21 protein-coding genes and 1 pseudogene are annotated in these 18,063 nt (G+C 58.7%); 12 read left to right on the plus strand and 10 right to left on the minus strand.

The genetic code is table 11. The annotated features are described in order from the left end of the window. Positions 1-99 precede the first annotated feature (99 nt). Positions 100-315: a hypothetical protein gene (locus ACZZ0Q_RS05945; RefSeq protein ID WP_122493936.1), complete on the plus strand. Its 216-nt coding sequence runs from the start codon at positions 100-102 to the stop codon at positions 313-315. A 150-nt stretch (positions 316-465) separates the two neighbouring features. Here the strand turns inward: ACZZ0Q_RS05945 and ACZZ0Q_RS05950 are convergent, their stop codons facing one another. Together ACZZ0Q_RS05950 and ACZZ0Q_RS05955 are read right to left on the minus strand one after the other, a co-directional pair. Beyond that, a complete protein-coding gene (locus tag ACZZ0Q_RS05950; RefSeq protein ID WP_122493935.1) occupies positions 466-858 on the minus strand; it encodes a hypothetical protein in 393 nt (130 codons plus the stop codon). Between the two features lie 125 nt (positions 859-983). Continuing rightward, on the minus strand, positions 984-2,393 hold the full coding sequence (locus tag ACZZ0Q_RS05955; RefSeq protein ID WP_463560375.1) for a PilZ domain-containing protein: 1,410 nt from the start codon (positions 2,391-2,393) through the stop codon (positions 984-986). A 63-nt stretch (positions 2,394-2,456) separates the two neighbouring features. Between ACZZ0Q_RS05955 and ACZZ0Q_RS05960 the strand changes: the two genes are divergently transcribed. Beyond that, positions 2,457-2,921, plus strand: a complete 465-nt coding sequence (locus tag ACZZ0Q_RS05960; RefSeq protein WP_463542229.1) for a TlpA disulfide reductase family protein — start codon at positions 2,457-2,459, stop codon at positions 2,919-2,921. Between the two features lie 4 nt (positions 2,922-2,925). After that, complete coding sequence (locus ACZZ0Q_RS05965; protein ID WP_122493933.1) at positions 2,926-3,201, plus strand: acylphosphatase; 276 nt, start codon at positions 2,926-2,928, stop codon at positions 3,199-3,201. A gap of 92 nt (positions 3,202-3,293) precedes the next feature. On the opposite strand, the gene ACZZ0Q_RS05970 is transcribed toward ACZZ0Q_RS05965, so the two are convergent. From ACZZ0Q_RS05970 to ACZZ0Q_RS05980, 3 genes are read right to left on the minus strand one after another with little or no spacing between them, the layout of a single operon-like run. Continuing rightward, positions 3,294-3,869 (minus strand): lytic transglycosylase domain-containing protein, encoded by a 576-nt coding sequence (locus ACZZ0Q_RS05970; RefSeq protein ID WP_463539744.1) that lies wholly within the window; start codon positions 3,867-3,869, stop codon positions 3,294-3,296. A 7-nt stretch (positions 3,870-3,876) separates the two neighbouring features. Beyond that, positions 3,877-4,833: a hypothetical protein gene (locus tag ACZZ0Q_RS05975; protein ID WP_463539743.1), complete on the minus strand. Its 957-nt coding sequence runs from the start codon at positions 4,831-4,833 to the stop codon at positions 3,877-3,879. An 18-nt stretch (positions 4,834-4,851) separates the two neighbouring features. After that, on the minus strand, positions 4,852-6,567 hold the full coding sequence (locus tag ACZZ0Q_RS05980; protein ID WP_463539742.1) for a proline--tRNA ligase: 1,716 nt from the start codon (positions 6,565-6,567) through the stop codon (positions 4,852-4,854). A gap of 114 nt (positions 6,568-6,681) precedes the next feature. On the opposite strand from ACZZ0Q_RS05980, the gene ACZZ0Q_RS05985 reads away from it, so the two are divergent. Further along, positions 6,682-7,089, plus strand: coding sequence for a PaaI family thioesterase (locus ACZZ0Q_RS05985; protein WP_463384737.1), 408 nt, complete (start codon positions 6,682-6,684; stop codon positions 7,087-7,089). Positions 7,090-7,178: 89 nt separating this feature from the next. On the opposite strand, the gene ACZZ0Q_RS05990 is transcribed toward ACZZ0Q_RS05985, so the two are convergent. After that, positions 7,179-8,456 (minus strand): OprD family porin, encoded by a 1,278-nt coding sequence (locus tag ACZZ0Q_RS05990; protein ID WP_463539741.1) that lies wholly within the window; start codon positions 8,454-8,456, stop codon positions 7,179-7,181. Between the two features lie 803 nt (positions 8,457-9,259). Here ACZZ0Q_RS05990 and ACZZ0Q_RS05995 point away from each other — a divergent pair. Together ACZZ0Q_RS05995 and ACZZ0Q_RS06000 are read left to right on the plus strand one after the other, a co-directional pair. Next, a complete protein-coding gene (locus ACZZ0Q_RS05995; RefSeq protein ID WP_463539740.1) occupies positions 9,260-9,685 on the plus strand; it encodes an HIT family protein in 426 nt (141 codons plus the stop codon). A gap of 3 nt (positions 9,686-9,688) precedes the next feature. Continuing rightward, positions 9,689-9,895 (plus strand): SlyX family protein, encoded by a 207-nt coding sequence (locus tag ACZZ0Q_RS06000; RefSeq protein WP_463539739.1) that lies wholly within the window; start codon positions 9,689-9,691, stop codon positions 9,893-9,895. A 67-nt stretch (positions 9,896-9,962) separates the two neighbouring features. Here the strand turns inward: ACZZ0Q_RS06000 and ACZZ0Q_RS06005 are convergent, their stop codons facing one another. From ACZZ0Q_RS06005 to ACZZ0Q_RS06020, 4 genes and pseudogenes are all read right to left on the minus strand, one after another. Continuing rightward, entirely contained in the window at positions 9,963-10,187 is a 225-nt protein-coding gene (locus ACZZ0Q_RS06005; protein WP_163016622.1) for a cold-shock protein, read from the minus strand. A 57-nt stretch (positions 10,188-10,244) separates the two neighbouring features. After that, positions 10,245-10,565 (minus strand): annotated as a pseudogene (locus ACZZ0Q_RS06010) (cold shock domain-containing protein membrane protein); the annotation flags it as partial. Positions 10,566-10,727: 162 nt separating this feature from the next. Beyond that, positions 10,728-11,795, minus strand: a complete 1,068-nt coding sequence (locus tag ACZZ0Q_RS06015; protein WP_463539738.1) for a GGDEF domain-containing protein — start codon at positions 11,793-11,795, stop codon at positions 10,728-10,730. 113 nt (positions 11,796-11,908) lie between these two features. After that, complete coding sequence (locus ACZZ0Q_RS06020; RefSeq protein WP_122493924.1) at positions 11,909-12,379, minus strand: Dps family protein; 471 nt, start codon at positions 12,377-12,379, stop codon at positions 11,909-11,911. A gap of 346 nt (positions 12,380-12,725) precedes the next feature. Here ACZZ0Q_RS06020 and ACZZ0Q_RS06025 point away from each other — a divergent pair, with 346 nt between their 5' ends. The 6 genes from ACZZ0Q_RS06025 to ruvB all read left to right on the plus strand — a co-directional run bounded on the left by ACZZ0Q_RS06025 (position 12,726) and on the right by ruvB (position 18,017). Continuing rightward, positions 12,726-12,947, plus strand: coding sequence for an FmdB family zinc ribbon protein (locus ACZZ0Q_RS06025; RefSeq protein WP_110616213.1), 222 nt, complete (start codon positions 12,726-12,728; stop codon positions 12,945-12,947). Between the two features lie 44 nt (positions 12,948-12,991). Then, positions 12,992-14,767 (plus strand): aspartate--tRNA ligase, encoded by a 1,776-nt coding sequence (aspS, locus tag ACZZ0Q_RS06030; RefSeq protein WP_463539737.1) that lies wholly within the window; start codon positions 12,992-12,994, stop codon positions 14,765-14,767. 93 nt (positions 14,768-14,860) lie between these two features. Beyond that, positions 14,861-15,610 carry a YebC/PmpR family DNA-binding transcriptional regulator gene (locus tag ACZZ0Q_RS06035; RefSeq protein ID WP_463383512.1) on the plus strand — a complete coding sequence of 250 codons (750 nt, stop codon included), beginning with the start codon at positions 14,861-14,863 and terminating at the stop codon, positions 15,608-15,610. Positions 15,611-15,805: 195 nt separating this feature from the next. Continuing rightward, positions 15,806-16,330, plus strand: a complete 525-nt coding sequence (gene ruvC / locus ACZZ0Q_RS06040) for a crossover junction endodeoxyribonuclease RuvC (RefSeq protein ID WP_122493921.1) — start codon at positions 15,806-15,808, stop codon at positions 16,328-16,330. A gap of 31 nt (positions 16,331-16,361) precedes the next feature. After that, complete coding sequence (gene ruvA / locus ACZZ0Q_RS06045; protein WP_463539736.1) at positions 16,362-16,967, plus strand: Holliday junction branch migration protein RuvA; 606 nt, start codon at positions 16,362-16,364, stop codon at positions 16,965-16,967. Further along, positions 16,968-18,017 carry a Holliday junction branch migration DNA helicase RuvB gene (ruvB, locus tag ACZZ0Q_RS06050; RefSeq protein WP_463383511.1) on the plus strand — a complete coding sequence of 350 codons (1,050 nt, stop codon included), beginning with the start codon at positions 16,968-16,970 and terminating at the stop codon, positions 18,015-18,017. Positions 18,018-18,063: the final 46 nt, after the last annotated feature.

Raw genomic sequence — 18,063 nt, forward strand, 5'->3', positions numbered from 1 at the left:
AAATGGCAGAGATTACAGTTGGCACGCTTTTGGCTCTCTTACCCGCAGATAGCTATCAAACTGCCAGCCTGGCACGGACTAGCCAAGGAATCGGGTGCTATGAGTAAGCCCAACAGCCACACCGCGAAAAAGCACGGCACCGTGATTGCCCTGCACCACAGCCATCCCGAACACGCGCTGGAAGGGCTCAATCGCATTACCGGCCTCAACTTTGCGCGCTGGCCCGAGTCGCTGGCAGTGCGCGCGCCGGTTGAGCAAGATGCCGACGTCGATTACTTGCCCGAGCGCGCGACTGGCAACTGCACGCCTCGTTAATCAGGATCGCTGTTCCCACGGATTGTGCATTTTGTAGGAGCGGCTTCAGCCGCGATGCGCCGGGCCTGAAAACGATGCCCTCCGTTCAAATAAAAAACCCCGCAGCCAAGGCGCGGGGTTTTTTGTTTACTGGGGAACGGTTCGCTCAGTTCAAGCCAGTGCTTGTTGGCTCTGGGCGACGGCGGGTTCCACGGCTTGAACGAACAATTCCTCGACCACCAGGCTCGTAGGCGCAATGGCCGAGCGCAGGCACACCTGCATGTCTTCAATCTTCTGCTTCACCGGCACGCGGCCGATGCCGGATAGCAAAATCTTGCCCTGACCGTTGACCTTGCCGTGGTCCACCAGCACTTCGCGGCGGGCACCGGCGTCGCGGTAGCTGATTACCAGCGACACCGGCAGATTGGCCAGGCCGGGCAGTTGCAGCCAGGCGGCGACGTTGAAGTCAGCTACGCGACCGTCGTATTCGGTCACGAGCAGGCGGGCGGCGTCGGTGATGCGCGATGGCACGGGGCCGATCAGCTTGTCGTGGGCTTGAGACATGGAGGCTTCCGGGCTGATTTTAGAATGGGGTGTAGGGACAGACGGCCGAAATTATAGGCACGGCGCTACAAGCAAACTGTGCGCTTGGCCGCCGGTCGGCGTGATCGGTCTCGCAGTTTTGACTATTAGGCCAGCTTCAATGGGTGACGGCTGACCGAGGCTGTTTCGAGGTTCGCGGGGGGTAGGGGCAGGGCGGCCTGGTTGTGTACGCTGACCAATTGCAGCCAGAGGTTTTCGCCAGCGCTGAACTGGCCATTGGGCAGCCACAGGCCGTGGTTCCAGCCGCCCCCGACAACCGGCGTGCTTTGCAATACGCCGGGGTGAGTCTGCGTGCTGGGGCTGCGCCGCAGCCAGACCGGGCGCGGCAGGCCTTTTAAATAGCGCAGGCCCAAATACAGGCCGTCGGCGTTTTGGTGCCGCCAGCGCAACAGGGCGAGGGTGGGTGTGCCGCTGTTGGTCAGCAGCAATACCAACTGGCCGACGGGCAACAAACGGCCTTGGTCGGCGTGACACAACAGGCGCGCGCCGCCGGAGCTGGTGTCGAGCATTTGCGCGGCGCAATGGCCTGGACGGTGCTCAAGCAGTTGCGCGTGAATGGCCGGCAAGCCGACTACCAGGCTGCAATCCCCCACTTGATCGGAGCGCTCATGGCGACGCGGTTGGCGACCTAGCCAGTGATGCCGCACCCGTTGCAGCAGTTCGCCTTCCACCTTGGTTTGCAGCGGTGCCGGTTCGTGCAGCGCGACCAGCAACGCGCCCAATTCGAAGCGGCGCAAATACGCTGGATCGCTGTCGGCGTGTTGCTCAAAGGGCAGGCTGGGTTGCGATTCGGTCAGGTCAACGATGGGCCCTTCGGTGTCATCTTCGTCATCCCACGGCAGCAAGCGCGCCAGACTCGCCAGCGGCGCCAATGCGCTGAACAACTGCGGGCTTTCGCCTTCAGCCAAATGGAATGGATTGCTCAAGGACAGCAGCAGCATTTGCTGGTACAGGCCACGCAAGGTGTTCGCGGGCAGCGGATGAAAGGCGGCGGCCACGGGCTCGTCGAGGCAGTCTTGATGTTCGCCAATCCAGTACAACAAATGGCTGTCGCGCCACAGGCTGGCCGGTGGCTCTTGGTACAGCTGGTAATGGCGCAACAGGTTCTGCGCCAGGAAGTGCTGGGCCATATACAGGCACCAGGCCAAGTGCGGGCGCGAAGGTTGCCGGCCCTGCAGAATCTGCAGCAGCAGGCGCTTGAAGCCGATGGCCATTTCCCCACAGAAACGCACAAACAACATCGGCGGCGTGTTGCCGTGACGGTAGTGCTCGGCGTAGTGGCGATACTCATCGCTCAGACTTTGCAGCGCGCGTTGCCTTTCGAGTAAGGTCGTGGCGCTGCGATTGAGGCGAAACAACAAACCCAACACCAGATGCAGCGCGCCTTCATGCGATTGCAGGCGGGCTTCGGCCAAGCGCTCATTGAGATCGGCCAGCGGCGCGGCCGCTTCGTCGAGGATGTCCGGCACCTCAAGGCGTAGGGCGTCCAGTGTCATACCACCCCTGCAGGTACGAGGATCGAATGCATGGTTGCGCTTGCGCGTAAGGTCATTAAAAAAATGCTCATGGGGCAGATTGCGTTAAGTGTCTGCGCGGGGCTTTTGCTGGCTGGCTGCGCTGATGACTACGGCGTCGATCAGCATGGACGAAAGGTAACGGCTGAGCAGTTGGATGGCCAGTGGTTAGTGATTAATTACTGGGCCGAGTGGTGCGGACCCTGCCGCACGGAGATTCCAGAGCTCAATAGCCTGGCCGAGCAACTCAAAGGTCAGCACGCGCAAGTGCTCGGCGTGAACTTCGATGCCCTGCAAAGCGAGGCGCTAAGCAAGGCCGCCGACACCATGGGCATTCGTTTCATGGTGCTGGCGACCGACCCTGGCGAGCGTTTCAAACTGCCGCGCAGCGAAGCATTACCGGTCACCTATCTGGTCGACCCCAAAGGCCAGGTGCGCGAGCGCCTGATGGGCGAACAAACCGCAGCGGGCCTGAGCAAGCGCCTGGCTGAACTGCAAACGAAGGAGTAGCGCAATGGCCCGAATCTGTTTGCATGGCTATGTCAGTGGCAAGGTGCAGGGCGTGTTTTTTCGCCAAAGCACCGAAACCGAAGCCACCCGGTTAGACCTTGATGGTTGGGTACGCAATTTGGCCGATGGCCGGGTTGAGGTGTTGGTTGAAGGCGAAGAAGAGGCTGTGCGGGAGCTGGCTGCCTGGCTGGAAACCGGGCCGAAAAAGGCCAAGGTGACGGCGGTGGAGTTGCAAGAACATCCGCTGCAGGGCATTGCCGGGTTTGTGGTTCGTGGGTGAAAACGCGATGTCCTGGTAGAGCCCATCGAGGCTAAAGCCTCTCCCACAGCAGCGCGTTCAATTGTGGGAGAGGCTTTTAGCCTCGATGCTTTTCAGGGTTTCACATACCAATAATCCTGCCAATAACCGACCACCTTTCCTGAATACGTAGTTTTGCCGAGGCTGCCGTTGTAGCGGGCCAGGGCGCGGTTCAGGTCGCCGTTCTCTTTCTTCAGGTAGTAGCTGAGGATGGTGCAGCCGTAGCGCAGGTTGGTGGCGTTGTCGGTGAGGTTGTCTTGCTCGCGGCCCAGCTCGGCTTTCCAGAAGGTCATCACTTGCATCATGCCTTGGGCGCCGACTGAAGAAATGGCGAAGCGGTTGAAGCGGCTCTCGGCGTGAATCAGCGCCATGACCAACTCCGGCTTCAGCCCGGCTTTGCTGGCTTCGTGGTGCACCTGTTTGAGCAGCGTCAGACGCTCTTCAGCGTCGGGCATGTAACGGCTTAGCCGCGTGGACATGTCGAGCAGCCAGACTTCAGCGTCATAGCGATCAACAAAACTGTCGGCCTCGGACACCGTGCGTTGCAGCAAGTCGCGCAACTCCGGTTCCGGCGCCTGGCGCACATTTGCGCTCAGGGGCAGGGCGAGTAATAACAGGCAGTACAGCGCCAGGCGCAAGCACGCGCTCATGCCAGGCTCAGTTGTTGGCGCCGGGATCGGCCACAAGGCGGCCGGCATCCTTGCGCAGCGAGGCGAGAAATTCCTGCTGCAACTCGGGGTCGTTGCGGGTCAGTTCAATCAGGCTTTGTTCCAACTCGTTGGCTTCTTCTTCCAGGCCCAGGTCAGACAGGCGTTTAACCCGGTGAACCCACTGCGCCACTTCGTCGTCTTCCAGATCGTCGTAGATCAGCGCGTGTGCTTCCAGCAACTTGCCGCGCAGGGTGCGGCTGACTTGCAGGGTGGCGTCGGCGCGGGTGTGGTCTTGATCGTCTTCTACGCTCAGTACGAGCTTGCCGACGCGGCTGACATCCTGCTCGGCAAACGGCCCGTCGAGCAGGTTGAGGCGCAGCACGCCGTTGCGGTCTGTGCTCAATTCGTGGGTTTGCGGCCCCGCCGTAATCAGCACCGGGCGCTCGGCCCAGGGCAGACTGGAATACTCGGTGCGTTTGTCTTTCTGCTGTTCGTTGATACGCGCCAGGTTCTGCTGCGAGCGACCATTGGATTGGGTGTTCATAAACGGGTTGAGGCCCGCGAACCCGTAGTCGATCCAGCCTTTGGTTGCTGTCTCCGGCACGTTGCCGAGCATCACCACGTTCACCACGTTGGCGCCAACCCCGGCCACCACAGCCACCACGCCCAGCGGCACTTCGTACAGCTCGCGCCACGCCTGGTAAGGCGTGTAGCGGTCGTAGATGCGGGTGACCTCGAACTCAGTGACTTCGAAGGTTTTCTGGTCCTGAATGCGCACGCGCCGTTGCGGCAGTTCGAGTACGTCGGGTTGCCCCACGTCGATCTGCAAGCTGTGGTTGAGCAATTTGCGCTCAGCGCGGTCCTCGCGCTCAGCCCGCTGCGACATGTGATTGGCGCAGCCGCTGAGCAGCAAGGCGCCGCACAGAGCGGCGCCGATGAGGCTAATGGAACGTGGCTTGAACATGGGAGCTCTGGCTAACACTCAACGACCGGTACGGGACTGGACAAAGGACAACACCTCAGCAACCGGAATGGCCTGCGCCTCGGTTTCACGACGGTTCTTGTATTCCAGATTGCCTTCGGCCAGACCACGGTCACTGACCACGATGCGGTGCGGGATGCCGATCAATTCCATGTCGGCAAACTTGATGCCGGGGCTGGTTTTCTTGTCACGGTCATCCAGCAGCACTTCGAAGCCGGCAGCGGTGAGGTCGGCGTAGAGCTTGTCGGTCGCGGCGCGCACGTCTTCGTTCTCGTAGCGCAGCGGTACCAGGGCGATTTGGAAGGGCGCCAGAGCGTCGCTCCAGAGAATGCCGCGCTCGTCGTTGTTCTGCTCGATGGCAGCCGCCACCACCCGCGACACGCCGATGCCATAGCAACCCATGGTCAGAATGGCAGGTTTGCCGTTCTCACCCATCACGGTGCAATTCATGGCTTCGCTGTATTTGCTACCGAGCTGGAAGATGTGCCCGACTTCAATGCCGCGTTTGATTTCCAGCGTGCCTTGGCCGTCTGGGCTTGGGTCACCGGCGACGACGTTGCGCAGGTCAGCGATTTCCGGCAGCGGCAAGTCGCGCTCCCAGTTCACGCCGAAGTAATGTTTGTCGTCGATGTTGGCGCCGATGGCGAAGTCGCTCATCAGGGCAACCGAACGGTCGATTACACAAGGCAGCGGCAGATTCAGCGGGCCGAGGGAACCGGCGCCAGCGCCGATGGCGTTGCGCAGTTCTGCTTCGGTGGCGAATTCCAGCGGGCTGGCAACCTGCTCAAGATTGGAGGCCTTGATTTCGTTGAGTTCGTGGTCGCCACGAACGATCAGCGCCACCAACTTGCCTTCTTCAGCGCCATGCACCACCAGTGTTTTGATGGTTTTTTCGATGGGCAGGTTGAAGCCTTCTACCAGCTCGGCGATGGTTTTGGCGTTTGGCGTGTCCACCAGTCGCATTTCTTCGGTCGCGGCGCCTCGAGAAGTTTCCCGCGGTATGGCTTCGGCTTTCTCGATATTGGCGGCGTAATCGGAGACGTTGCTGAAGGCGATATCGTCTTCACCCGACTCGGCCAGCACGTGGAATTCGTGCGAGCCAGTGCCGCCGATGGAGCCAGTGTCGGCTTGCACAGGGCGGAAGTTCAGGCCCAGGCGGCTAAACACATTGCAGTACGCCTGGTGCATGCGGTCGTAGGTTTGTTGCAAAGAGGCCTGGTCGATATGGAACGAGTAGGCGTCTTTCATGGTGAATTCGCGGCCGCGCATCAAGCCGAAGCGTGGGCGGATTTCATCGCGGAACTTGGTTTGAATCTGGTACAGGTTGATAGGCAACTGTTTATAGCTGCTCAACTCGTTGCGCATCAGATCGGTGATGACTTCTTCGTGCGTCGGACCCACGCAAAAATCGCGCGCGTGGCGGTCTTTCAAACGCAGCAGCTCAGGGCCGTATTGTTCCCAACGCCCGGATTCTTGCCACAGCTCGGCAGGTTGAATGGCAGGCATCAACACTTCGAGCGCACCGGCCGCGTTCATTTCTTCACGAACGACAGTTTCCACCTTACGCAGAACACGCAGGCCCATGGGCAACCAGGTGTACAGGCCAGAGGCCAGTTTGCGAATCATGCCGGCACGCAGCATCAGCTGGTGGCTAACCACGACGGCGTCGGTTGGGTTTTCTTTGAGGGTCGAGAGCAAATACTGACTGGTACGCATGTTTGGCCGTTATATCAGTTGCGAAGGCAAGGAAGTGCTCGGCATTGTACGGGGCCTGTACTGCCGCGTACAGGATTCAGGCCATCGCAATGTAAGGGGTTTCGAGTGACCGCTTTGACTGCTGAACAAGTACAAGCCTTGATCCGTTTTGGTGTGCCGATGGCCGAGGATATTGACCTGTGCATCGACCAGTTGGACGCTAACAACGCCTACGCCCGCGTGCCGTTCCAGGCCAAATTGGTGCGCCCGGGCGGCACCGTTTCGGGGCCTACGATCATGGCGCTTGCCGATGCCGCGATGTACGCCGTGGTGCTGGGGCGCCTCGGCAAGGTCGAGATGGCGGTGACCGCTAACTTGAACATCAACTTTCTGGCGAAACCAAAGCCGGTCGACTTAATCGCCCATGCGCAAATACTTAAACTAAGTCGTCGTCAAGCGGTGTGTGAAGTGTCTTTATATTCGGCGGGCGATGATGACAATCTAGTGGCTCATGTAACGGGCACGTACGCACTTCCGTTGTAAGTTAGTTAAACCGTACCAACTTGCAGACGAAAAAAAGCCCGGCTAATGCCGGGCTTTTTCTTATATCGAATTACCTGCTGAGTTCTGGATTACAGAATGCTCAGTGGGTATTCGACGATCAGGCGCAGTTCGTCGATCGAAGGCGAGGAACGCAGGTACACGGCGTCGCTCGAACGATAAGTGGCTTGACGAATACGCAGGCTCAGGTCTTTAGCTGGGCCATCTTGCAGTACGTATTTAGCTTCGATGTCGCGTTCCCACTCTTTACCGTTGTCGGTCGACGCAACGTTCGCGCCTTTACCAGTAACGTAGCGAGTCATGAACGACAGGCCAGGAACACCAAGAGTGGCGAAGTCCAGGTCATAACGAGCGCCGTAGGATTTCTCGTCTTCAGTGTTGAAGTCGGAACGGGCGATCGAGTTGTTCAGGTAAACAGTACCGCCGCCGTCTACGCCGTAGGCGTAGTCGCCGTCACCAGTTACGTCCTGGAAGGACAGGGTGAACTTGTGAGCGTCGATGCTGTAGGAAGCTGCGAAGCTGTAAGTCAGGTTGTCGATGTCGCCGCTGCCGTTGGTGTTATCGGCGTCAGCCAGACCGTCGCCAATGCTGTCTACCTTGTAGGCGTTTACATCGAGGCCAAACGCTTGGCCTTCGGTGATAGGCAGAGTCCAGTTTACGTTGGCGTAAATCTTCTTGAAGAAGTCTTCAACGCGCGAGTAGTAAAGGGTTGCCGACAGGGAATCGCTGAATGCGTAGGTGCCGCCGAACACGTCCGCTTTGGTCAAACCAAGGCCGTCGTGGTTGGTGGAATCCTGAGCGTTGATACCGGTGAAGTGACCTGCTTTCAGCTCAAGACCAGCGATTTCGTTGCTGGTGATCTGGAAGCCTTCAGCAACTTCTGGCAGCAAACGGCTGTCGTCAGTTGCGAACACGGGCATGGTGGTGAATTGATCGCCGTACTTCAGAGTGGTGTTGGAAAGGCGAATTTTCACAGCGCCACCAGCTTCACCGTAGCTGTCTTCCGAACGACCATCAGAGTCTTCCGGGAACAGACCGGTGCCAGCACGGCCGCGGCCGCTGTCGAGCTTGATGCCGGCCAGGCCGATCGCATCAACGCCGAAACCTACAGTGCCCTGGGTGAAGCCGGACTCGAAAGTGCCGATGAAGCCTTGGCCCCATTCTTCAACGCGGCTTTGCTCGGTGTTTGGGTTGTTGCGGCGGTCACGGGAGAAGTAGAGGTTGCGAGCCAGAACATCCAGGCTGCTGTCTTCTACGAAGCCCTTGGAGTCGGACTGTTCGCTGGCTACTGCCAGTTGGGTGCTGCCCGCTACTGCGAGGGCGATTAAGCTCCACTTCATCACTTGCATCGTGATTGCTCCTTTGGTTTAGAAGTTGCGCTGCCCATCTTATTTGTTGTATGGGCTAGCTCTTTCTTTTTGTGTCGGCGCTAAGTTATAGCACGGCGACATTGTTGGCGACAGATAGTGCAGAGACCCTACAAATTCTTTACGACAATGTCGCAAAAGCTTATGTGGCATGTCGCAAATTCGTAGTTTTACGCTTGCATCCCAGCGATTACTCTTTCCGTGACTTCTGATGATTAACGAGTCGATAAAAACCACTCTCATTAATCCCTTTTAAAGACCAACGGTTAATTCCTGTCCGTAGGGTTAACTGTTGTTCCAAGCAAGGTACACAAACACTGTTGGGCGTATGTGCTCATTGATCTTGGTTTGGGATAAAGCAATTAGCGTGCACAAACGCCGAAACGGTCGTGAAAATTTCGTAATGTGTGATTTTCTGAGCGTTGCGTTGAGCAAGGCGCAACAGAAGCGGGGTTTGCCGCTGCGCTTGGGTGGCGCGGCGGGCTGCGGTCAACCGTTACTGGCGGTGGCAGTAACGCTGCAAAAGTGGGGCTTGCGGGGCTTGGGTAACAAAGTGTGCACAGTGGCGGTGCATGGTCGAGCGGCTCATGCTGAGAGCGGGCGCTGTTTTGGTGCGGCTCATACTGGCGGGCGATAGGCGGGTTGAGCGCTCGCCCTTCGGTAACGATCTCGCGTCTGGGCTGGGGGCGAATTCCCACCTAAGCAGGTATCCTTGCGTCATCGCGCGGCCGGCTTGTTCGCAGCGCTTGGCATCGTTGTACCTATATATAAGTAGGAGTTTGTGTATGTTCGCCCTGGATTCACGTTTGCAGAACGACACCCTGCTGATCGGCGACTTTCCGTTGTGCCGTTTATTGTTAATGAATGACGTCCACTACCCCTGGTTCATCCTGGTTCCGCGCCGCGAAGAAGTGAGCGAGTTGTTCCAACTCAGCGCCGACGAACAGAAGCAGCTGTGGCACGAAACGGTCACGCTGACCGAATTGTTAAAAGACACCTTCGCAGCCGACAAAATGAACATCGCCACGCTCGGCAACGTGGTGAGTCAGTTGCACATGCACGTGATCGTCCGTCGGCGCAGCGATGCCGCGTGGCCGGCGCCGGTGTGGGGCAAGTTTCCAGCGCAAGCCTATGCCGCCGAACAGGTTGCCGCGATTCGCGCGAAGTTGCGTTCGGTGCTGGGCAGCGATTTTACGTTCGCTGAGGAGTAAGCCATGACTTTAGAAAACCGAGTGATGGAACTGGAAACCCGGCTGGCGTTTCAGGACGACACCATTCAGGCGCTGAACGACGAGCTGGTCAGTCAGCAGCGAATCATTGAGCGCTTGAGCTTGCAGATCGCCGCGCTGGCCAAGCGCCAGGAAGATATGCAGAGCGGCTTTGGCATGAACGAGCACGAGGCACCGCCGCCGCACTATTAATAGAAGGCTTTTCCACAGGTATAAAAAAACCCGCCAGTGGCGGGTTTTTTGTGGGTGTAGCCAGCGCTTAGCGACGTAGCGGAAGGGCTGCGATCACATCCTCAGCTTGCAGGCCCTTGTCGCGCTGCATCACCGAGAATTCAACGCGTTGTCCTTCGACCAGCACGCGGTGGCCTTCGCCACGAATGGCACGAAAGTGCACAAAGATATCGTCGCCGCTGTCGCGGGAGATAAAGCCGAAGCCTTTCGAGGTGTTGAACCACTTTACGGTGCCGGTTTCGCGATCACCCAGGTCTTGCGGGACTGCTTTGCTGCGACCTTTCATGCGCAGGTTTGCGCACAGGTGAAGTATCACCGCTAGCAATACGGTAAGCAGGCTGAGCAACACGGCCGGCTGGCCGCCGATGACGGGCAGCGGGGCCAGCAAAATCAGAACTTGCAGCACAACGGCCAGTACCAACAGCGCGCTGACCAAGCCCTGAATGTGTTGGCGCGCACCCATATGCCAGATTGGAAAAAGAGGGGCCAGCAGCAGGTTGATCAAACCAAGCAGAGCGAGGTAAACGGCATCGGGCTGTTGCAGGTAAGGAAGGTTGTCGGCATGGAGACTAGGAACAAAAGACAGGAGTAGTGCGGCGACTCCTACAAGCAGGTGGACGATTTTAAGCATGTGCAATGAGCTCACTTATAAGGATATTCAGCAGAAGAGCGGGGTGGGACACGGGTTGCCGTAACTGAAAATCGGCTCTCGACACGCGTTCCATCCGCCTATGCGCCGCGCCAAGCGGCAACACGGGGGAGTATTTAACAGCAAAGCGGAGGGCTACTCAAATCAAGCGCTTAGCGCTGGCTCGGGCAGGTGAGGATGAACCTGATTACGGCCGGCGCGTTTGGCTTGATACAGGGCGTCGTCGGCTCGGGTGAGCAGGCTTTCGAGGTTGTCGCCGGCTTCGGCCAGGGCGAAACCGAACGAGGCGGTAATGGTGTCGAGGATTTCATCGGTGCGGCGCACCTTCACCCGCAGCGCCTGAATTTTCAGGCGTAATTGTTCGGAGAAGGCGTGGGCCGTTTCCAGATCGGGGCATTCTCGTAGGATCACGCAAAATTCTTCGCCACCATAACGGGCGGCCATGCCCCTGGGTGGCAACAGTTCACGCAGCAATTGGCCCACATGCTGTAGCACGCGGTCGCCCAGGGGATGTCCGTATTGGTCGTTGAAGTGTTTGAAGTGGTCGATGTCGAGCATCACCAGCGCCACGCCTTGATGACCGTGGGCAAGGGTTTGCTCCAGCAGGCGAGTGAAGGCGTGGCGGTTGAATACGTTGGTCAGGCTGTCGAGCGTCGCGGCCATGTGGGCGCGTTCGAGCTGCCCGCGCAGGTGGGAAATTTCTTCCTGGGCACTGCGCAGGCGGTAAAGGAATTTTTCCTGCTGGTCTTGCATGAGCTGGGTGCTTTGCTGCAAGTCGTTGAGCACGCTGGGCAGGTCGTCGATCAAGGGTTCCTGCAAGGCGCTGAGGCCGTGATTGAGACTATCTTGATAGGCTTTGCTGGTGCTGACGCTTTGCGAAACGCCGCCTTCGATGTCATCGACCAGTTCAATGACTTGCTGCTGCCCGGCGCGCGCTTCTTCGAGTTCGCCGCGAATAATAAAGTCGCGAAACAGCTTCGCTGCGGTTTCTGGTGGAAAGCTATCGAAATCTTTAACGGCTTTGTCGAGCCGACGATTGAGCTCTGGTTCCTTGCCTTTGCTGTACGTGTACCAAAGCGCGTAGTGCACGGGGTTGGGCGGAATATCGTGGCGCACCATGAGCGGTACGGCCTGCTTTAACAGATCAGCTGCCTCGCGGGTCTCCTCCGGATAGAGACTGAGAATGTTGGGCGATTTCGGCGGCTGGCTCATGCGTCGTACAAGTTCAAACTATTGATTGCCAGAGCATAGAGCAGCCATACAGGTTGCGCCTAGCAAAAGGCCCGGTTTTGCGCCGGGCCTTTACTGTTTTTTGCGGGATTGGATCACGCTGCCAGGAGGCTGCGAAGCATCCATGCGGTTTTTTCGTGGATCTGCATGCGTTGGGTCAGCAGGTCGGCGGTAGGCTCGTCGCTGACTTTGTCCAGCAGCGGGAAAATGCCGCGTGAGGTGCGCACGACTGCTTCCTGGCCCTGGATCAGTTGCTTGATCATGTCTTCGGCGCTCGGTACGCCTTCCTCTTCTTTAATAGAGGAAAGGCGAGCGTAAGCGGCATAAGTGCCCGGCGCGTTGAAGCCCAGGGCGCGGATGCGCTCGGCGATGGAGTCGACGGCCAATGCCAGCTCGGTGTACTGGCCTTCAAACATCAGGTGCAGGGTGTTGAACATTGGACCGGTGACGTTCCAATGAAAGTTGTGGGTTTTCAGGTACAGGGTGTAGGTGTCGGCGAGCAAGCGAGACAGACCTTCGGCAATGGCGGCGCGGTCCTGTTCGGCAATTCCGATATTGATTTCCATGGCATTTCTCCTTTTTCAGGCTAATGAAGACGGGCTGACGCGATGGCGAGAGCCTAGCATGGGCCCTGGGGGGGATGTCGCGGTGCGAGAGTCAATAAATGCTATTGGGCAAATGCATTGCACGCTTGGACGCCTGCGCTGTTAATCGCGTTCAGTTCGCGCACGACTTTCCGCTTAATTGACTGTTAGTGGCTGCTGGCGTGCACGGTTTTTGGGTTTATTGCCAGGCGCGATCCGTCATATACTCCCGCACCTTGCCGCGAGCAGGCGTCCCCTGCGCAATCGCGGAGCGCCCAGGGCCAGCCCCAGGGCCGAGTTTGCAGTCACGCATGCTGAGATGAGCCAAATGCCAATTTACGATTACCAATGCGCTTCCTGTGGCCATCAGATGGAAGCCATTCAGAAATTCAGCGATTCGCCTCTGGTCGATTGCCCGACCTGCAAGGCCCCCGAGTTGAAGAAGTTGCTGTCCATGCCGGGCTTTCGTTTGAAGGGCAACGGCTGGTACGAAACCGATTTCAAGACCGGCGCTAAAAAGAACCTCGCTGGCGGCGACAAAGCCGATTAAGCAGCACCCCGATTAGTCGAATTACGAGAAGCGAAACCACCATCATGATGCGCAGCCATTATTGCGGCCAATTGAACGAGAGCCTGGAAGGTCAGGAAGTCACCCTGTGCGGTTGGGTTCATCGCCGCCGAGATCACGGCGGGGTGATCTTCCTCGACATCCGCGACCGTGAAGGTCTGGCCCAGGTGGTATTCGATCCGGACCGCGCAGAAACCTTCGCCAAGGCTGACCGTGTGCGCAGCGAATACGTGGTGAAAATCACCGGTAAAGTGCGCCTGCGTCCGGCCGGCGCGAACAACGCCAACATGGCTTCCGGCGCCATTGAAGTGCTGGGCTACGAGCTGGAAGTGCTCAACGAAGCGGAAACCCCGCCGTTCTCGCTCAACGAATACACCGACGTTGGCGAAGAAACCCGCCTGCGCTATCGCTTCATCGATTTGCGCCGTCCGGAAATGGCCGAGAAGCTCAAGCTGCGCTCGCGCGTGACCAGCAGCATCCGCCGCTACCTCGACGACAACGGCTTCATCGATGTCGAAACACCGATCCTCACCCGCGCCACGCCCGAAGGCGCCCGTGACTACCTGGTGCCTAGCCGTACCCACCCCGGTAGCTTCTTCGCATTGCCACAATCTCCGCAGCTGTTCAAACAACTGCTGATGGTTGCTGGCTTCGACCGTTACTACCAGATCGCCAAGTGCTTCCGCGACGAAGACCTGCGTGCTGACCGCCAGCCGGAATTCACCCAGATCGACATCGAAACCAGCTTCCTCGACGAAGACGACATCATCGGCATCACCGAGAAGATGATTCGTCAGCTGTTCAAGGAAGTGTTGAACCTGGAATTCGGTGAATTCCCGCACATGCCGTTCTCCGAAGCCATGAGCCGCTACGGTTCCGACAAGCCGGACCTGCGTATTCCGCTGGAACTGGTCGACGTTGCCGATCAGCTCAAAGACGTGGACTTCAAAGTATTCAGCGGTCCGGCCAACGACCCGAAATGCCGCATCGCCGCCCTGCGTGTTCCTGGCGGTGGCGCCATGCCGCGCAAACAAATCGACGACTACACCAAGTTCGTCGGCAACTACGGCGCTAAGGGCCTGGCCTACATCAAGGTCAACGAGCGTGCTAAGGGCGTTGAAGGCCTGCAGTCGCCGATCGTGAAAAACATTCCGGAAGCCAACCTCAACGTCATTCTTGACCGCGTAGGCGCTGTGAATGGCGACATCGTGTTCTTCGGTGCCGACAAAACCAAGATCGTGTGCGATGCCCTCGGCGCGCTGCGTATCAAGGTGGGCCATGACCTGAATCTGCTGACCTGCGAATGGGCGCCGATGTGGGTAGTGGACTTCCCGATGTTCGAAGAAGCCGACGACGGCAGCCTGAACTCGCTGCACCACCCGTTCACCTCGCCCAAGTGCACTCCCGAAGAGCTGGAAGCCAACCCGGCTGCCGCTCTGTCGCGCGCTTACGACATGGTGTTGAACGGTACTGAATTGGGTGGCGGTTCGATCCGTATCCACGACAAGGCCATGCAGCAAACGGTATTCCGCGTGCTGGGCATCAGCGAAGAAGAGCAAGAAGAGAAGTTCGGCTTCCTGCTCGACGCGCTGAAATTCGGTGCACCGCCCCACGGTGGTCTGGCCTTTGGCCTCGACCGTCTGGTGATGCTGATGACCGGTGCACAGTCGATTCGTGAAGTGATCGCCTTCCCGAAAACCCAAAGCGCTGCCGATGTGATGACGCAGGCGCCGGGCGAAGTCGACGCGCGTCAGTTGCGTGACCTGCACATTCGCTTGCGCGAGCAAGTCAAAGCCGACTAAGCATTCGGTTGGGCTTTTACAGCGCCCCTCTCTCACTCGGGACAGGGGCGTTTTCAATTCAAGTGTGAGTTATTGGACAGGACGGAGCGAGTTATGGCGGGTCATTCCAAATGGGCCAACATCAAGCATCGTAAAGGGCGTCAGGACGCCAAAAAGGGCAAGATTTTCACCAAGCTGATTCGTGAGCTGACCGTGGCGGCCAGCCAGGGCGGCGGCATTCCGGCCGACAACCCGCGCTTGCGACTCGCGGTGGACAAGGCGCTGGGCGCCAACATGACCCGCGACACCATCGACCGCGCGATCGCTCGCGGCGTTGGCGCGGACGACGGCACCAAGGTTGAAGAGTTGAGCTACGAGGGCTACGCACCCAATGGTGTGGCGGTGATCGTCGAAGCCATGACCGACAACCGCAATCGCACCGCAGCGGCGGTGCGCCACGCCTTTACCAAGTGCGGCGGCAACCTCGGCACCGATGGTTCGGTGGCGTATATGTTCGACCGCAAGGGCCAGATCAGCTTCGCCCCCGGCGTTGATGAAGATGCGCTGATGGAAGCGGCACTTGAAGCGGGCGCCGACGACGTGGTCACCCATGAAGACGGCTCCATCGATGTGTTCACCAGTTTCGTCGACTTCATTTCCGTCAACGAAGCGCTGCAAAAAGCTGGCTTCAAAGGCGAGGAGGCGGAAATCAACATGATTCCGTCGATCACCGTCGAGCTGAGTGAGCTGGAGACGGCGCAGAAGGTGCTCAAGCTGATCGACATGCTCGAAGACCTGGACGACGTGCAAAACGTGTACTTCAACGGCCAGATTCCAGAAGAGATCATGGAGCAGGTGGGGTAACCCCGGTGGAAATGCATCGAGGCTAAAGCCTCTCCCACAGGCAGGTACGGTTCCTGTAGGAGAGGCTTTAGCCTCGATTGCGCCCTATAGGGGATGTTCGGCAAACCGCCTGCGCCGCCGCAACCGTCGCTATGCGCGTCCCCCATCTGCCTTTAAGCTGACCCCACTTACCCCCTTCGCCCAATCGCAGGTGCTATGACCCTTATTCTCGGCATTGACCCCGGTTCCCGTATCACCGGTTATGGCGTGGTGCGCGACATCGGGCGTGGCTGTGAGTACGTGGCCTCGGGCTGCATTCGTACCGGTGCCGGCGAGCTGCATGAACGGTTGCAAATCGTGTTTCGCGGCGTGCGCGAGGTGATCGAAACCTATGGCCCGATCACCATGGGCATCGAGAAAGTGTTCATGGCCAAGAACGCCGACTCCGCACTCAAGCTCGGTCAGGCCAGGGGCGCGGCGATTGTTGCCGCCGCCGAGCACGGGCTGGAAATCGCTGAATACACGGCCACCCAGGTGAAGCAGGCGATTGCCGGTACGGGCGGGGCGGACAAGCAGCAGGTGCAGTTGATGGTGATGCACTTACTGAAATTGACACAAAAACCGCAGATCGATGCCTCTGACGCGCTGGCAATTGCCTTGTGTCATGCCCACACTCGCTCCAGTTTGATTCCTCACGGCCTGGTCGGCGCTCGCAGTCGCGGCGGGCGTCTGCGTCTGTGAGGCTGCGCTTCTTTATTAAGGAACTGATGTTGTGATTGGACGCCTGCGCGGGACCTTGCTTGAAAAGCAGCCGCCGCACCTTATCGTCGATGTGAATGGCGTGGGGTACGAAATCGAAGTGCCGATGACCACGCTGTATCGCTTGCCGTCGCTGGGCGAGCCGGTGATGTTGCACACCCATCTGGTGGTGCGTGAAGACGCTCATTTGTTGTTCGGGTTTGCCGAGAAGCGCGAGCGCGAGCTGTTCCGTGAGCTGATCCGCCTTAACGGTGTGGGGCCAAAGCTGGCGCTGGCGTTGATGTCTGGCCTTGAGGTCGATGAGCTGGTGCGCTGCGTGCAAGCGCAAGACACCTCGGCACTCACCCGCATTCCCGGCGTCGGCAAAAAGACCGCCGAACGCCTGCTGGTCGAATTGAAAGACCGCTTCAAAGCCTGGGAAACCGTGCCGGGCATCGCCACTTTTGTCACTGAACCTCGTGCCGGTGGCACAGTCTCAAGTGCGGAGAACGATGCCGTGAGCGCCCTGATTTCCTTGGGCTTCAAGCCGCAAGAGGCCAGTCGCGCGGTATCGGCGGTGCAGGAAGAAGGCTTGAGCAGCGAAGAATTGATCCGTCGTTCATTGAAAGGAATGGTTTAAGTGATAGACGCCGATCGCCTGATCACCGCTTCTGGCCGTGACCGCGATGAACAACTGGACCGCGCCATTCGGCCGCTGCGCCTGGCCGAGTACATTGGTCAGCCGAAAGTCCGTGAGCAGATGGAGCTGTTTATTCAGGCGGCGCGCGGCCGTGCCGAATCCCTTGACCACACCTTGATCTTCGGGCCGCCCGGTCTGGGTAAAACCACACTCGCCAACATCATTGCCCAAGAAATGGGCGTGTCGATCAAGAGCACTTCAGGCCCGGTGCTGGAGCGTCCTGGTGATCTGGCCGCGATGCTGACCAACCTTGAGCCCGGCGACGTGCTGTTTATCGATGAAATCCATCGCCTGTCGCCCATCGTTGAAGAAGTGCTGTACCCGGCGATGGAAGATTTTCAACTCGACATCATGATTGGCGAAGGGCCCGCTGCACGCTCGATCAAACTCGATTTGCCTCCTTTTACCCTGGTCGGCGCCACTACCCGCGCGGGCATGCTCACCAATCCGCTGCGTGACCGTTTCGGCATTGTTCAGCGCCTCGAGTTTTACAGCACGGCAGACCTGGCCACGATCGTTCAGCGCTCGGCCGGCATTCTTGGCCTGCCGCTGGATCCCGAGGGCGCGTTCGAAATTGCCCGTCGCGCCCGTGGCACGCCGCGTATTGCCAACCGCTTGCTGCGCCGTGTGCGTGACTTCGCTGAAGTGCGTGCCCAGGGGCATATCACGCGCGCGATTGCGGACCTGGCGCTGAATCTACTGGATGTCGATGAGCATGGTTTCGATCATCAGGACCGGCGTCTGCTGCTGACCATGATCGAGAAGTTCGACGGCGGCCCGGTGGGCGTCGACAGTCTCGCGGCGGCCATCAGTGAAGAACGCCACACCATCGAAGATGTGCTCGAACCCTACCTGATTCAGCAGGGCTACATCATGCGTACACCGCGCGGTCGTGTGGTGACGCGCCATGCTTATCTGCACTTTGGCCTCAACGTGCCCAAGCGCATGGGTGATCTGCCGCAGACCGATCTGTTTGCAGTGGACGAATAAGATGAACTTGCAGATGCAAATCGATGAAAAACAGTTGGTTTGCCCA

It is taken from the genome of Pseudomonas sp. AC070 (genome assembly GCF_979258635.1).

Bases quoted from the DNA above. Each gene is read 5' to 3' on its own strand.
- ACZZ0Q_RS05945 (WP_122493936.1), top strand. From the start codon at position 100: ATGAGTAAGCCCAACAGCCACACCGCGAAAAAGCACGGCACCGTGATT.
- ACZZ0Q_RS05950 (WP_122493935.1), bottom strand. From the start codon at position 858: ATGTCTCAAGCCCACGACAAGCTGATCGGCCCCGTGCCATCGCGCATC.
- ACZZ0Q_RS05955 (WP_463560375.1), bottom strand. From the start codon at position 2,393: ATGACACTGGACGCCCTACGCCTTGAGGTGCCGGACATCCTCGACGAA.
- ACZZ0Q_RS05960 (WP_463542229.1), top strand. From the start codon at position 2,457: ATGCTCATGGGGCAGATTGCGTTAAGTGTCTGCGCGGGGCTTTTGCTG.
- ACZZ0Q_RS05965 (WP_122493933.1), top strand. From the start codon at position 2,926: ATGGCCCGAATCTGTTTGCATGGCTATGTCAGTGGCAAGGTGCAGGGC.
- ACZZ0Q_RS05970 (WP_463539744.1), bottom strand. From the start codon at position 3,869: ATGAGCGCGTGCTTGCGCCTGGCGCTGTACTGCCTGTTATTACTCGCC.
- ACZZ0Q_RS05975 (WP_463539743.1), bottom strand. From the start codon at position 4,833: ATGTTCAAGCCACGTTCCATTAGCCTCATCGGCGCCGCTCTGTGCGGC.
- ACZZ0Q_RS05980 (WP_463539742.1), bottom strand. From the start codon at position 6,567: ATGCGTACCAGTCAGTATTTGCTCTCGACCCTCAAAGAAAACCCAACC.
- ACZZ0Q_RS05990 (WP_463539741.1), bottom strand. From the start codon at position 8,456: ATGCAAGTGATGAAGTGGAGCTTAATCGCCCTCGCAGTAGCGGGCAGC.
- ACZZ0Q_RS05995 (WP_463539740.1), top strand. From the start codon at position 9,260: ATGTTCGCCCTGGATTCACGTTTGCAGAACGACACCCTGCTGATCGGC.
- ACZZ0Q_RS06000 (WP_463539739.1), top strand. From the start codon at position 9,689: ATGACTTTAGAAAACCGAGTGATGGAACTGGAAACCCGGCTGGCGTTT.
- ACZZ0Q_RS06015 (WP_463539738.1), bottom strand. From the start codon at position 11,795: ATGAGCCAGCCGCCGAAATCGCCCAACATTCTCAGTCTCTATCCGGAG.
- ACZZ0Q_RS06020 (WP_122493924.1), bottom strand. From the start codon at position 12,379: ATGGAAATCAATATCGGAATTGCCGAACAGGACCGCGCCGCCATTGCC.
- ACZZ0Q_RS06025 (WP_110616213.1), top strand. From the start codon at position 12,726: ATGCCAATTTACGATTACCAATGCGCTTCCTGTGGCCATCAGATGGAA.
- aspS (WP_463539737.1), top strand. From the start codon at position 12,992: ATGATGCGCAGCCATTATTGCGGCCAATTGAACGAGAGCCTGGAAGGT.
- ACZZ0Q_RS06035 (WP_463383512.1), top strand. From the start codon at position 14,861: ATGGCGGGTCATTCCAAATGGGCCAACATCAAGCATCGTAAAGGGCGT.
- ruvC (WP_122493921.1), top strand. From the start codon at position 15,806: ATGACCCTTATTCTCGGCATTGACCCCGGTTCCCGTATCACCGGTTAT.